11 protein-coding genes are annotated in these 13838 nt (G+C 75.6%); 7 read left to right on the forward strand and 4 right to left on the reverse strand.

The features are described from left to right. The first annotated feature begins 62 nt into the window (after positions 1 to 62). Positions 63 to 1436 (forward strand): dihydrolipoyl dehydrogenase family protein, encoded by a 1374-nt coding sequence (locus ABD976_RS23195; RefSeq protein ID WP_345366637.1) that lies wholly within the window; start codon positions 63 to 65, stop codon positions 1434 to 1436. 30 nt (positions 1437 to 1466) lie between these two features. Here the strand turns inward: ABD976_RS23195 and ABD976_RS23200 are convergent, their stop codons facing one another. After that, positions 1467 to 2696 (reverse strand): PAS domain S-box protein, encoded by a 1230-nt coding sequence (locus ABD976_RS23200; protein WP_345366639.1) that lies wholly within the window; start codon positions 2694 to 2696, stop codon positions 1467 to 1469. A 143-nt stretch (positions 2697 to 2839) separates the two neighbouring features. Here ABD976_RS23200 and ABD976_RS23205 point away from each other — a divergent pair, with 143 nt between their 5' ends. From ABD976_RS23205 to ABD976_RS23230, 6 genes are all read left to right on the forward strand, one after another. Further along, on the forward strand, positions 2840 to 3523 hold the full coding sequence (locus tag ABD976_RS23205) for a GntR family transcriptional regulator (protein WP_345366641.1): 684 nt from the start codon (positions 2840 to 2842) through the stop codon (positions 3521 to 3523). Between the two features lie 120 nt (positions 3524 to 3643). Further along, positions 3644 to 4426: an enoyl-CoA hydratase/isomerase family protein gene (locus ABD976_RS23210; protein WP_345366643.1), complete on the forward strand. Its 783-nt coding sequence runs from the start codon at positions 3644 to 3646 to the stop codon at positions 4424 to 4426. Between the two features lie 7 nt (positions 4427 to 4433). Next, a complete protein-coding gene (locus ABD976_RS23215) occupies positions 4434 to 6581 on the forward strand; it encodes an acetate--CoA ligase family protein (RefSeq protein ID WP_345366645.1) in 2148 nt (715 codons plus the stop codon). Further along, the gene (locus ABD976_RS23220; protein ID WP_345366647.1) at positions 6578 to 7666 is read left to right on the forward strand and encodes an acyl-CoA dehydrogenase family protein; all 1089 of its coding nucleotides are present in this window, start codon (positions 6578 to 6580) and stop codon (positions 7664 to 7666) included. The genes ABD976_RS23215 and ABD976_RS23220 overlap by 4 nt, the downstream gene beginning before the upstream one ends. After that, positions 7663 to 8625, forward strand: a complete 963-nt coding sequence (locus ABD976_RS23225; protein WP_345366649.1) for an acyl-CoA dehydrogenase family protein — start codon at positions 7663 to 7665, stop codon at positions 8623 to 8625. Before ABD976_RS23220 ends, ABD976_RS23225 begins: the two co-directional genes overlap by 4 nt. 66 nt (positions 8626 to 8691) lie before the next feature. Continuing rightward, on the forward strand, positions 8692 to 9303 hold the full coding sequence (locus ABD976_RS23230; protein WP_345366651.1) for a TetR/AcrR family transcriptional regulator: 612 nt from the start codon (positions 8692 to 8694) through the stop codon (positions 9301 to 9303). Between the two features lie 22 nt (positions 9304 to 9325). On the opposite strand, the gene ABD976_RS23235 is transcribed toward ABD976_RS23230, so the two are convergent. The 3 genes from ABD976_RS23235 to ABD976_RS23245 are packed head-to-tail and all read right to left on the reverse strand — an operon-like array spanning position 9326 to position 13819. Continuing rightward, positions 9326 to 11098: an acyclic terpene utilization AtuA family protein gene (locus ABD976_RS23235; RefSeq protein WP_345366653.1), complete on the reverse strand. Its 1773-nt coding sequence runs from the start codon at positions 11096 to 11098 to the stop codon at positions 9326 to 9328. Next, positions 11095 to 12135, reverse strand: a complete 1041-nt coding sequence (locus tag ABD976_RS23240) for a phosphotransferase family protein (RefSeq protein WP_345366655.1) — start codon at positions 12133 to 12135, stop codon at positions 11095 to 11097. The genes ABD976_RS23235 and ABD976_RS23240 overlap by 4 nt, the downstream gene beginning before the upstream one ends. 1 nt (position 12136) lies before the next feature. Next, positions 12137 to 13819: a class I adenylate-forming enzyme family protein gene (locus ABD976_RS23245; RefSeq protein ID WP_345366657.1), complete on the reverse strand. Its 1683-nt coding sequence runs from the start codon at positions 13817 to 13819 to the stop codon at positions 12137 to 12139. Positions 13820 to 13838 lie beyond the last annotated feature (19 nt).

The raw sequence follows: 13838 nt of genomic DNA on the forward strand, positions 1-13838 counted from the left end.
GTGGGCCCGCCCCCGTGGTGGGCTGGACCGGTCCACCGGACGCGGACAGCGGGAGGCTGCTCATGGACGCGGAAGTCGACGTCGTGGTCCTCGGGCTCGGACCGGGCGGCGAGGACGTCGCCGGGCGCCTGGCCACGGCGGGGCTCGACGTGGTCGGCGTGGAGTCGCGGCTGGTCGGCGGCGAGTGCCCGTACTACGCCTGCGTGCCGACGAAGATGATGGTGCGCGCCACCGACGCGCTCGCCGAGGCGCGCCGCGTGCCCGACCTCGGCGGGAGCACCGAGGTGACGCCGGACTGGTCCCCCGTGCACCGGCGCATCCGGGACGAGGCCACGACCGACTGGGACGACACCGCCGCCGCCGAACGGCTCACCGGCAACGGCGCCCGGCTGGTGCGCGGCGTCGGCCGGATCACCGCGCCCGGCGAGGTCGCGGTCCGCACCGCCGACGGCGAGCAGGTGCTGCGGGCGCGGCGCGGCATCGTGCTCAACCCCGGCACGGAGCCGACGGCGCCGCCGGTCGACGGGCTCGCGGACACGCCGTACTGGACCAACCGGGAAGCCGTCCGCACCGACCGGGCGCCGGAATCGCTGCTGGTCCTCGGCGCGGGTCCGGTCGGGCTGGAGTTCGCGCAGGTGTTCGCCCGCTTCGGCAGCCGGGTCGCCCTGGTCGAGCGCGGGGAGCACATTCTGGGCTCCGGCGAGCCGGAGGCCGCCGAGGTGCTGGCCGCGGCGCTGCGCGCGGACGGCATCGACGTCCGCGAGGGGGCCTCGGCCGAGCGGGTCGACCACGACGGCGAGGGGTTCCGGATGCAGCTGGACGACGGCACCGAGCTCACCGCGCAGCACCTGCTGGTCGCCACCGGCCGGCGGACCGATCTCGCCGCGCTGGGCGTCGGCGCGGTGGGCATCGACGAGAGCGGCGCGACCATCCCGGTCGACGAACACCTGCGCGCCGCCGACGGGGTGTGGGCGATCGGGGACGTCACGGGCCACGGCGCGTTCACCCACGTCTCGGTCTACCAGTCGGCGATCGCCGCGGCCGACATCCTCGGGCGCGGGACCGAACCGGCCGACTACCGCGCGATGCCCGCGGTGACCTTCACCGACCCGGAGGTGGCCACGGTGGGGCTCACCGAGTCGCTGGCCGCGGCGCGCGGGCTGCCGGTGCGCACCGGGACGACGCGCCTGGAGGATTCCCCGCGCGGGTGGATCCACCAGGTCGGCGGCGAGGGCGTCATCAAGCTCGTGGCCGACGCCGACCGGGGCGTGCTGGTCGGCGCCACGGTGGCCGGCCCGCGCGGCGGTGAGATCGTCGGCGCGCTGGCCGTGGCGGTGCACGCCGAGGTGCCCCTCGCCCGGTTGCGCGGCATGATCCTGGCCTACCCGACGTTCCACCGGGCGATCAGCTCCGCCCTGGCCGACCTGGACGCCTGAGCCCTCCGCCGGCGGCGCCAGGGTGGGCGCTCAGCGCTCGTCGGGGCGCCGCTGCCGCTTGCGCCGGTACATGTCGCGGTCGGCGGCGTGCAGCAGTTCCTCCGGCGAGGCCCGCGGGTCGGAGGTGGTGGCGTACCCGACGCTGCCGGAGAGGTCGACCGGGTCGCCCGCCTGCGTGGTGGACCGGGCGTTGAGCCGCTGCACCACCCGGTCCTGCAGCGCCTCGGCCGCCGCCAGGTCCGGCAGCAGGCTGAGCACCACGAACTCGTCGCCGCCGTAGCGCGCCACGGTGTCCCCGGCCCGCACCGCGCCCTCCAGCCCGCGGGCGGCGGCGATCAGGAGCTCATCGCCCACGGCGTGCCCGTAGCGGTCGTTGACCGGTTTGAGGCCGTCGAGATCGGCCAGCAGCACCACCAGCACGCCGTGCCCGGAGGCGAGCTGCTGGAGGCTGTGGTCCAGCCGGTCGGCCAGCAGCGCCCGGTTGGCCAGGCCGGTCAGCGGGTCGTGCAGCGCGAGGTGGGCGAGGTGGGCGTCGACCAGCCGCTGCTCGCCGATGTCCTCGTACTGGCTGACCACGAAGGCGGGGCGGCCGTCGGCACCGGGGACCGCGGTGGCGCGGATCAGGACCCAGATCGGGTGGCCGTCCTTGTGCCGGTAGCGCTTCTCCACGGTGGCGCTGTCCAGGCCCTCGGTCATCAGGGCGGACAGCGCCGCGAGGCCCTGGGACTCGTCGTCCTCGTAGGTGACCTCGTCGAAGCCCATCCCCACCATTTCCTCGCGGGTGTACCCGAGCATCGAGCAGAGCGCGTCGTTGACCTCGATCCAGTTGCCCTTGACGTCGAGCACCGCCATCCCGATCGGGGCGTTGGCGAAGCTGCGCGCCCACAGCAGTTCGGTCTCCCGACGCGCGGTGATGTCCTGGATCTGGGAGAGGAAGTAGATCGGCTCGCCGTCCTCGTCGCGGACGAACGTGCGCGACACCAGGGCCCACAGGACGGTGCCGTCGGCGCGGAGGTAGCGCTTCTCCAGCAGTCCGCGCGACTCGGTGGGGCCCTCGGGGTCGATGTCGTCCGGGTAGGTGACGTCGCGGTAGTCCCGACCGCAGAGCTCGTCGCATGTGTAGCCGAGCATCCGGCACATGGCTTCGTTGACGTACAGGTACACGCCCTGCAAGTCGAGGATCGCCATCGCGGCAGCAGCCTGGTCGAACACGCTCTGCCACGGCACCCGGTCGGCGAAGTCCGGCTCCGAGGCTGCCATGAGAACCGCACCATAGCGCTCCGGCGCGGAGGGCGCAGCGCAGCCGGGCGCGCGTCGCCCGGAAGGCCAGGTACCGGGCTTTCCGTCCACTGTGCTCCCCGACGCCGCCGGTGCACTACGCTCGCGACGGTGCGCGACGGGCGGTGGCGGAAGTGACGGCGGGCGGGGCGGGGCGCCCGGCGGACTCGGTGGGCCGCGCCGTCGAGCAGATCCGCCGGATGATGCGCTCCCACGAGCTGCTGCCCGGGCAGCCGCTGCGCCAGGAGGCCCTCGCCGAACGGCTGGGCGTGAGCCGGGTACCGGTGCGCGAGGCGCTCAAGGCGCTGGAGGCCGAAGGCGTGGTCCGGCACCGCCCCAACGTCGGCTACGCGGTGACCCGGTTCTCCGCCGAGGAGCTGCGGCAGGCCTACCTGATGCGGACGGCGCTGGAAGCGGCCGTGCTGCGCGAGCTGCCCCGGCCGGGCGCCGACGCGCTCGCCGAGCTCAGCGCGCTCAACGACCGGATCGCCGAGGCCGCGCAGGCGGTGGACGTGCAGCGGATGATCGCGCTCAACCACGACTTCCACTTCGCGATCTTCCGCAGCTCGGGCCTGCACCTGATCGTCGACGAGATCGAGCGGATCTGGAAGATGACCGAGGTGTACCGGGTGGTGTACCTCTACGACGAGGCGGCCCGCAAGCGCGTGGTGCGCGAACACCGCCAGCTCATCGGCGCGCTGCGGCGCGGCCGGACCGAACGCGCGATCGAGATCATGGACGCCCACCGCGACGCCACCCGCGCCGATCTCGGTGCCGCACCGGGATTCCCCGCCGCGCCGGCGGACTGACCCCGGCTCCCGCACGCCGCCCCGGGTCTTGACTCGGATTGCATGCACTTTTGCATGGACTTCCGCCGCGGTGACGTGCTTCACTCCCGGCGAGGACGTCCGCGGAAGGGATGCCGGGAGATGGCCGATCTGGAGTACACCGCGGCGGACGGCGTGGGCACCATCCTGCTCAACCGACCCGCCCGCAAGAACGCCTTCACGCTGGAGATGATCGACGACTGGGCCGCGGCGATCCGGTCGGCGCGGTTCGACCCCGAGGTCCGGGTGCTGGTCCTCACCGGGGCTCCGGGCGCCTTCTGCTCGGGGGTGGACCTGGCCGACTTCACCTCCGGCGACAAGACCGTGCTGGACCACAAGCAGGTGCTCACCGAACGCATCCACCAGGTCCCGCTGGCGTTGGAGGACTTCGACAAGCCGGTGCTCGCCGCGGTCGGCGGGGTGGCCGTCGGCGCGGGCATGGACATGGCGCTGATGTGCGACATCCGCTTCGCCGGGGAATCGGCCCGGTTCTCCGAGGGCTACATCAAGGTCGGCTTGGTGCCCGGCGACGGCGGCTGCTACTACCTGCCCCGGCTGGTCGGCACCGCCAAGGCCCTCGAACTGCTGTGGACGGGCGACTTCATCGACGCCCGGACCGCGGTGGAGCTCGGCATCGCCAGCTACCGCTACCCCGACGACGAGCTGCTGGAGCGGACCTACGCGTTCGCCCGCAGGCTCGCCGACGCACCACCGGTGGCGGTCCGGGCCATCAAGCGCACCGTCATGCAGTCCGCGCGCACCGACCTGCGCACCTCCCTGGACCTGATCTCCTCGCACATGGCCGTGGTGCAGTCCACCGACGACTCCGCGGAGGCGATGGCGGCGTTCCGGGACAAGCGCACGCCCACCTTCCGGGGGCGGTGAGGCGGTCGTGGACACCGCGCTCGACAGCGTGCTGCGTCCCCGCTCGGTCGCCGTCGTCGGCGCCTCGCCGCGCTCGGCGATGGCCGCCCGGCTCACCGATCACCTGCGCGGCTTCAGCGGCCCGGTCTACCCGATCAACCCGCGCCACCGGGAGATCGGGGGCCTGCCCTGCTACCCGTCGCTGGCCGCGCTGCCCGGACCGGTGGACCTGGTGCTGGTGCTGGTGCCCGCCGCGGGCGTGCCCGCCGTCGTCGAGGCGGCGGGCCGGGCCGGGGCCGGGGCCGTGGTGGTGCTGTCCTCCGGGTTCGCCGAGACCGGGGAGTCGGGGCGGTCGGCCCAGGAGGAGCTGGTGGCGCTGGCCCGCCAGCACGGCGTGCGCGTGCTGGGCCCGAACTGCCAGGGGCTGATCCACCGCCCCACCGGGCTGACGGCGACCTTCACCGCGGCGGCCTCGGCGGCGAGCCCGGCCGACTCCGGCATCGCCTACGTCGGGCAGAGCGGTGCGCTGGGCGGCAGCTTCCTCGGCCTGGCCCGGGACCGGGGCGTCGGGCTCACCGCGTGGCTCAGCGTCGGCAACCAGGCCGACGTCACCGCCACCGAGGCGGCCGGGGCGCTGCTGGCCGATCCGCACGTGCGGGTGCTGGCGTGCTACCTGGAGGAACTTCCCGACGGCGCGGAGTGGGCGGCGCTGCTCGACCGCGCGGCCGGGACGGGCACGCGGGTCGCGGTGCTGCGCTCCGGCCGCTCGGCCACCGGCCGACGCGCGGTCGCCTCGCACACCGGGGCGATGGTGCGCGCGGGCACCGCCTTCGACCTGCTCACCGCGCGATCCGGGGCGGTGCGGGCCGACGACCTCGACGAGCTGCTGGACGCCTCGGTGGCGCTGACCGCCGCCGCGCGCCCCGCCGGCGGCCGGATCGGCGTCGTCACCAGCTCCGGCGGCGCGGGCGGGCTCGCCGCCGACCACGCCGAGTCGGCCGGGCTCGCGCTGCCCGCCTTGGCCGCGCCGACGCGGGACCGGCTGCGACCGCTCATCCCGGACTTCGGCAGCACGGCCAACCCGGTCGACGTCACCGCGCAGGTGATCAACGACGCCGGGCAGCTCGGCGCGGTCTGCGAAGCGGTCGCCGACGACGCCGACGTCGACGCGGTGCTGGTCGTGCTCACCACCCTCGGCGGTCGCGCCGCGGTGGAGATCGCGGAATCGGTGCGCGCCGCCGCCGCGCGCACCGGCAAGCCCTACGCGGTCGCCTGGCTGTACTCGCACGAGGAGATCGCGCCCGCCGCCGCGGCGCTGCGGCAGGTCGGCATCCCGGTCGTCGGGACCACCGCGGCGGCGCTGCGGCTGCTCGCCCGGCTGCTGCCCGCCCGGCTGCTGCCCACCGACAGCGGACGTCCCGCGGCCACCGGGGCGCCGCGCGGGACGGCTCCCCTGCTGGCCGCCGCGCGCACCGAGGCGGCGGGCGGGGCGCTGCTGGACGCGCTCGGGATCGCCCGGCCGCGCGGCGCGCTGGTCACCGACCCGGCGACGGCCGCCGACGCGGCCCGGGAGCTCGGCGAGCACGTCGTGCTCAAGGTCCAGTCCGCGGACCTCGCGCACAAGAGCGAGGTCGGCGGGGTGCGGGTCGGGGTGCCCGCGGGCGAGGCCGCCGCGACGGCCCGGGCGATGCTCGCCGCCGTCACCGACGCCGCGCCCGCCGCCGCCCTCGACGGCGTGCTGGTCCAGGAGCTGCTGCCCCGCGGGGTGGAACTGCTGGTGTCCGTGCGCGGCGCGGAGCACGGCTACCCGCCGCTGGTCACCGTGGGGTGGGGCGGCACCGCCACCGAACTGCACCGCGACGTGGTCTCCGCGCTCGGCCCGGTGGACCCGGCGGGGGCCACCGCGCTGCTTCGGCGGCTGCGCTGCTGGCCGCTGCTGGCCGGGCACCGGGGGCGGCCCGGCCACGACGTCGCCGCCGCCGCGGCGGCGGTCGCCGCGCTCTCCAGCGCCGGGCAGGCGCTCGGACCCGGCGCCGAGGTCGAGATCAACCCGCTCGTCGTGCACCGCGGCGGCGCGGTCGCCGCCGACCTCGTCGCCTCCGACTCCCCGGGAGCGACCACGAGCGGAACGGTGCGGAGGCGGGACCGCGACGAACGAGAGGAGGCGGTGTCGTGACGGCACCGGAGGAGCTCCGCGACCAGGTCCGGGAACTGTGCCGGACCTGGCGGGACGCGGGGCGCTACCGGCCGCGCCCGGACGCCTGGTTGCGGTCCTTCGACCCCGAGTTCAGCCGGGAACTGGCCGCGCGCGGCTGGATCGGGATGACCTGGCCGCGCGAGGTGGGCGGGGCCGGGCGGTCCCACCTCGCCCGCCTGGTGGTCACCGAGGAGCTGCTGCGGGCCGGCGCACCGGTCGCCGCGCACTGGATCGGCGACCGGCAGATCGGGCCGTCCATCCTCCGGCACGGCACACCCCGGCTGCGCGCCGAGATCCTGCCCGGCATCGTCGCCGCCGACCACGTCTTCTGCCTGGGCATGTCCGAACCGGACGCGGGATCGGACCTGGCCGCCGTGCGCACCACCGCCGCTCCCGTCGACGGCGGCTGGTCGGTGACCGGGCGCAAGATCTGGACCAGCCACGCCCACCGGGCCACGCACGCCTACCTGCTGGCCCGCACCGGGCGCGAGGCGGACAAGCACGCCGGGCTCACCGAATTCGTGGTCGACATGTCCGCGCCCGGGGTCGCGGTCTCGCCGATCGTCGACATGGCCGGATCGCACCACTTCAACGAGGTGGTCCTCGACGAGGTCTTCGTCCCCGGGCACCGGGTCATCGGCGAGGTCGGCCAGGGCTGGCGGCAGGTCACCGAGCAGCTCGCGCACGAGCGCGGCGGGCCGGAACGGGTGCTGTCCACCTACCCGGTGCTGGCCGGGCTCCTGGAGACCGCCGACGACACGGCGGCCGCCGAGATCGGCGAGCTGATCGCCCGGCTGGCCGGGCTCCGCGCGCTGTGCGTGCGGGTGGCCGAGGAGCTCGACGCGGGCCGCGCCCCGGTGCGGGCCGCCGCCACGCTGAAGTACCTCGGCACCGCCTTCGAGCGCGACGTGCTGGACGTCGCCCGCCGCGCCGCGGGCGGTGATCCGGTGGCCCCGGACAGCCCGCTGGGCGAGGCGCTGCTGGCCTCGCCCGGCTTCGGCATCCGGGGCGGTGCCTCCGAAGTGCTGCTGTCCCTGCTCGCCAAGGAGGAGGCCCGCCGATGAGCGAGCGCGATTCCCTGATCGCCGACGTCGCCGCCGACGTGCTGGGCGGCATCACCGAGCAGGCACCGGAAGGCGCGGTGCACCCGGTGTGGCCCACCCTGGTGGAGCTGGGCTGGCCGCAGGTGGGCGTGCCGGAGGACGCGGGCGGGGCCGGCGGCTCGCTGGGCGACCTGGTGGAGCTGATCAGCGCCACCGCCGCCAGCGGCGTCTCGGTCCCGCTGGTGGAGGCGGCGCTGTCCCACTGGCTGCTGGGCGAGCGCTGCTCGGGACTGGTCGTCGCGGTGGAATCGCTGCGGGCGGTGCCCTGGGGGCGGCACGCCGACCGCGTCCTGCTCCGGCCCGCCGACGGCCCGGCGCGGTTCGTGGACCCGGCAGCCGCCGAGGTGGTGCCGGGACTGGACCTGGCGGGCGCCCCGCGCGACGAGATCCGCCCGGGGCCGGACGCCTGCTCCCCCGCACCGGAGGTCGCACCGCACCGGGCGGTGCGCGCCCGCGCGGGGGTGCTCAACGCGGCCGCGCTGCTGGGCGCCGCGCGCGGTGCCCACGAGCTCACCCGGCGGCACGTCACCGAACGCGAGCAGTTCGGCCGTCCGCTGGTGGCGATCAAGGCGGTGGCGAGCGGGCTGGCCGAGATGCAGGTCCGGTTGGTGGCGGTGGCGGCGGTCGTCGACCGCGCCGTGGCGGCGCACGAGCGGGGCACCGCCGAGGAGGCGTTCGCGGCGACCGCGGCGGCCCGGATCACCGCCGCGGGCGCGGCCACCGACGTCGCCGCGGCGGCGCACCAGCTGCACGGCGCGATGGGCGTGACCCGCGAGCATCCGCTGCACCACCGGACGCGCAAGCTGTGGGCGTGGCGCGACGACGCGGGCAGCGAGCGGGAGTGGTCGCTGCGGCTGGGCCGGGAAGCGCTGGCGGCGGGCGAGATCGGGGTGTGGGAGCGGTTGACCGGTCCCGGGTGAGCACCGCGGTGCCCGCATCGGGGAGCGACGGTCGTTGCCTCCCGGCCCAGCCCGTATCCTGGGATCGTGGCAACGGAATCCGCGGCCCCCACCGCCATCCCGCGCGGCCGAGGCGGGGATGCGCTGACGGTCGCCGCGCGGGAGATCTTCGCCGAACGCGGGTACCACGGCACGTCCATCCGGGACATCGCCAAGCGCGCCGGGTTGAGCCTGTCGGCGCTGTACTACTGGCACTCCAGCAAGCAGGAGCTGTTCGCCGGGCTCATCGAGGACAGCGTCAACGACTACTTCCAGACCTGCGACACCGCGCTGCGCTCCTGCGGCGACGATCCGGCGGAGCGGTTGGCCGCGATCGTCCGGGCCACGGTGGACTACCGGGTGCGACGCCGGGTGGAGAGCACCATCGCCGCGCGCGAGATCCGCAACCTGGAACAGCCGCACGCGCAACGGCTCGCCGACCTGCGGGAGTCGGCCACCCGGTTGTTCCAGGAGATCATCGACGAGGGCATCGCGCGGGGCGTGTTCGGCTGCGCCCACGCCACCGACGCGCGGCGGGCCATCCAGGCCTCCTGCAACGCGATCTCGCAGTGGTACGACCCGGACGGTGACGTGAACCCCGCCGAGCTGGCCGATCGCTACGTCGCCATCGCCGAGCGGATCGTCGGGCTCACCCGCTGAGGTCCCGCCGCGCGCGACGGGTTCACCGCGGGAGCGCAGCCGCCAGGTCCACCGGGACGTCGACGTGGCGCGCCCGCAGGAACTCCCCGACCGCCTTGCCGATCGGGTCGACCCGCAGGTTGCTCGACCCGCCGGTGCCCAGCAGCCCGCGCAGCACGAAGTGCACGGCGCGCAGCTCGGGGAACTCGTGGCGGACCACCTCGACATCGGCGGCCTCGGGCATCAGGCGGCGCAACCCCGCGGTGCTGAGCAGGTCGCGCAACCACGGCCAGGCGCGCGGATCCGGCACCCACAGCCCGACGTTGCTGTTGCCGCCCTTGTCACCGCTGCGGGCGTGCGCGAGCGCGCCCAGCGGCAGCCGGCGGGTCGGCCCCGGCGAGGGCGGGCCGGGTTCCGGGTGCACCGGCTGGGCCTGCTCGGCGGTGGCCGCCGGCGGCGGGACGTCCAGCCGCTCGCCGCCGTCGAGCACCACCCGGTGCGGCACGGCCTCGACCGCGAGCAGCGCGGGCCAGTAGTCGATCCGCGGCCGGGCGGCGCTCGCCTGCCGGGCGGCGGTGTCGGTGTAGAAGCCGGGGATGCTGGACAGGAAGAGCCCGCCGAGCCCCTGGACGAGGTCGTCGAGCGGTTCGGGATCGGGCCCGGCCGCCATCACCCGGATCTGCGCGGTGGCCTCCCACTGCGTCCGGGGGTCCACCGCGGGAACGCCCAACGCGGTGACGTCGACCTCGACGTCGGGCCGCTCGCCGAGCAGCGCCGCCACCTGCGCCCGGACCAGGGCGACCTTCTCCTCGACCGCCAGCCCGGTCGCGTAGAGGGTGTGCACGACCTGGTGGCCGATCGGAGCGAACGCGGCGACCTTCGTGGTCGGCGGCGGCGGTGACCCGGTGACCCCGGACAGCTCCACCCGGTCGGGTCCGGTCGTGCGCAGCCGCACCGAGTCGAGGTGCGCGGTGACGTCGGGGTTGAGGTACCTCGGTCCCTGGATCTCGTAGACGAGCTGGGCGGTCACCGTGTCGGCGGTGACCATCCCGCCGTGCCCGGCGTGCTTGGTGATGACCGCGGTGCCGTCCGCGGCGATCTCGGCGATCGGGAACCCCGGTTCGACCGCGCCCGGGACCGCCGCGAAGCCGGAGAAGTTGCCCCCGGTGGCGTGCGGCCCGCATTCGACGACGTGCCCGGCGACGACCGCGGCGGCCAGCCGGTCCCAGTCCGCCGGGTCCCACCCGTGCCACCACGCCGCCGGGCCCGCGGTGAGCGAGGCGTCGGTGACCCGGCCGCAGACCACGACGTCGGCGCCCGCGCGCAGCGCCGCGGCGATCCCCCACCCGCCAAGGTAGGCGTTGGCCGCGATCGGCCGCACGCCCCAGTCCGACAGCGGCGCACCGGTGTCGAGGTGGGCCAGCGCGTGCCCGTCGGCCCGCAGCCGGTCGAGCTCGGACAGCACGTCGTCACCTTCCACGTGCGCCACCCGCAGCCGCACGCCCCGCGCCGCGGCCAGCGCGCGGAGGGCCTCGGCCAGCCCCGCGGGGTGGAAGCCGCCCGCGTTGGCCACCACCCGGCAGCCCCGCTCGGCCACCGCGCCGAGCTGCGGCCCGAGCTGGTCGAGGAAGTACTCCACGTACCCCTTCGACGGGTCGGCGCGGTGGCGGGAGGCCAGCATCGCGAGGGTGAACTCGGCGAGGTAGTCGCCGACCAGCACGTCGACCGGATCACCGGCCAGCACGTCGGCGAGGGCGCTGCGCCGGTCGCCCAGGTAGCCGGAGAAGTTGCCGATGCGCACCGGCCGCCGCGTCACCGCGCACCGCCGGTGAGGCCGAGCTCCTCGACGGCCCGCCACGCGGCCTCGGCCTGCCGCCGCTCCCGGGCGTCCTCGCCCCGCGCGGTGTAGCCGTCGTCGCCCATCACCCCGGCCTGGTAGCGGGCCCGGACCCCCGCGGTGATGCACGCCGAGCGCCAGCGCTGGAACGCCACGTAGTAGGGCAGGTCGGCGACGTCGCGACCGGTCAGCTCGACGTAGCGGTCCACCAGCTCCCGCCTGCGGGGGAAGCCCGGTTCGACGGTCGGTCCCGGGGTGGTCGGCGGGGCGGCGTCGTCCGGTTCGGCCCACGTGGAGATCAGCCAGCCCAGGTCGGCGAGCGGTTCGCCGAGGGTGGCCAGTTCCCAGTCGAAGACCGCCAGCACCGCGCCGTCGGCGGCGAAGGACAGGTTCCCGGGCCGGAAGTCGCCGTGCACGATGCCGGTGGTCTGCTCCGGCACGCCGGAGGCCAGCGCGTCGTGCACCGCGTCGAGCAGCGCGAGGTCCGGCGCCCCGGACTGGTGCACCTGGCGCCGCCACCGCCGGAGCTGCCGGTGCAGGTAGCCGTCCCGGCGGGCGGCGTCCCCGAGCCCCACCTCGTCCGGCTCGACCCGGTGCAGCGCCGCGAGGCAGTCCACCACCGCGAACCCCGCGGCGCGGCGGGCCTCCGGCGGGAAGGGCCGGGCGGCCTCGGCGTCGACGAGCACGGTGCCGTCGACGTAGCCCATCACGTAGAACTCCGCGCCGGTGACCGCGGCGTCGGCGCAGTAGGCCAGCGGTTCCGGGACGGGGACCGGGGTGCCGGCCAGCGCCGAGATGAACCGCCACTCGCGGCCCATGTCGTGCGCGGTGCTGAGCACTCCCCCGGTGGGCGGGCGGCGCAGCGCCCGCACCGAGCCCGCCGCGTCGGTGAGCCGGTAGGTGAGGTTGGACCGGCCGCCGGAGATCAGCGCGAACTCCACCGGGGGCACCAGGTCCGGCACGTGCTCGGCCAGCCAGCGGGTCACCGCCACCGGCTCGATCCCGCGCAGTTCCATCTCAACTCCTCGCGACGGCATCGGTGATCTGCTCGCGCAACCGGCGCTTGAGCACCTTGCCGGTGGTGGTCCGGGGCAGCTCCCCGGCGTGGAAGACGACGTGCGCGGGCACCTTGAACGCGGCCAGCCGCTGCCCGACGTGCGCGCGCAGCGCCGCGGCGTCGACGCCGGACCCGGAGCGCGCGGTCACCACCGCCACCACCTCCTCGCCGAGCTCGCGGTGCGGCACGCCCACGACGGCGGCGTCCACCACGTCGGGGTGCTCGAACAGCGCGGCCTCCACCTCGGCGCAGTAGACGTTCTCCCCGCCGCGGATCACCACGTCCTTCATCCGGTCGACCACGTGCACCCAGCCGTCCTGGACGTGGCCGAGGTCGCCGGTGCGGAACCAGCCGTCGACGAACGCCGCCGCGGTCGCCTCGGGGTTGTTCCAGTAGCCGCGGACCACGTTGGGCCCCCGGAACCACAGCTCGCCGATCTCCCCGTCGGTGACGTCGGCACCGGTGGCGGGGTCGACGACCCGCAGGTCCGCACCGGGGGCGCAGCGCCCGACGCTGTCCGGCCGCTCCTGGTAGGCCTGCCCCGCGTTGCTCACCACGGCCGAGGTGGTCTCGGTGAGCCCGTAGCCGTTGGCCGCCGAGGTCACCGGGCCCAGCGCGCCCACCCGCCGCACCAGGTCCGGCGGGATCGGCGCGCCGCCCATGTTGACGCCCTCCAGCCGGGACAGGTCGGCGCCGTGCTCCACGAGGTCGCGCACCACCGTCGGCACGCCCGCCACCGTGGTCAGCGCTTCCCGCTCGATCAGCTCGGCCGCCTCCGCCCGGTCCCAGCGGTACATCGTCGCGACCTTGACCCCGGCGAGGGTGGCGAAGCACAGCGTGGTGAGCCCGGCGATGTGGAAGATCGGGAAGGTCAGCAGCGCGCCCGCCGGGGGATCGTCCGGACCGGCCGGGGGCGGGAACTCCCCGCCGTTGGCCAGCGCGGCCCCGACCCGGCGGGCCACCACCGTGTTGAGCACGTTGGTGCAGTGGTTGCGGTGCGTGCCGACGGCGCCCTTGGGGCGTCCGGTGGTGCCCGAGGTGTAGAGGATGGTGGCGTCGTCGTCGGGACCGATGGCCACCTCCGGCAGCGCGGCGTCGCCGGGCAGCGACGCCAGCAACTCGTCCCAGGCGCGCACGCCGCGCCGCGACCCGCCGCCGCGCACCTCCACCACCGGCACGTCGGTGTCCAGCAGCGCGGTCCGCTCGGCGTCGGCGAAGATCAGCCGGGCGCCGCAGTCCTCGATGCCGAAGCGCAGTTCGGCGGCGCTCCACCAGGCGTTGAGCGGCACCGCGATCAACCCGGCGGCCTGCACCGCCCAGAAGATCGGCGCCCACTCCGGGTAGTTGCGCATCGCGATGGCCACCCGGTCCCCGGCGCCGAGGCCGTAATCCTCGCGCAGGCACCGGGCCAGTCCCGCCACCCGGCGGAAGTGCTCGGCGAAGGTGCACCGGTCGGATTCGCCGTAGACCAGGAAGTCCCGGTCCCCGTACCCCGCGCTGAAGGCGACCACGTCGCGCAGGGTTTCGAGCGGTCCGCCGTACACCCGCATCGGGATGCCCCGGATCTCGCGTTCGACGATCGCGAACTCCCCGCCCGGACCGGTGAGCTCGTCGACCAGCCGTTGCCGCTGTTCCTCCGACACCGCGCTTCCTCCCCTCCGG

The organism is Saccharopolyspora cebuensis (assembly GCF_039542665.1).
Lineage (GTDB): Bacteria > Actinomycetota > Actinomycetes > Mycobacteriales > Pseudonocardiaceae > Saccharopolyspora > Saccharopolyspora cebuensis.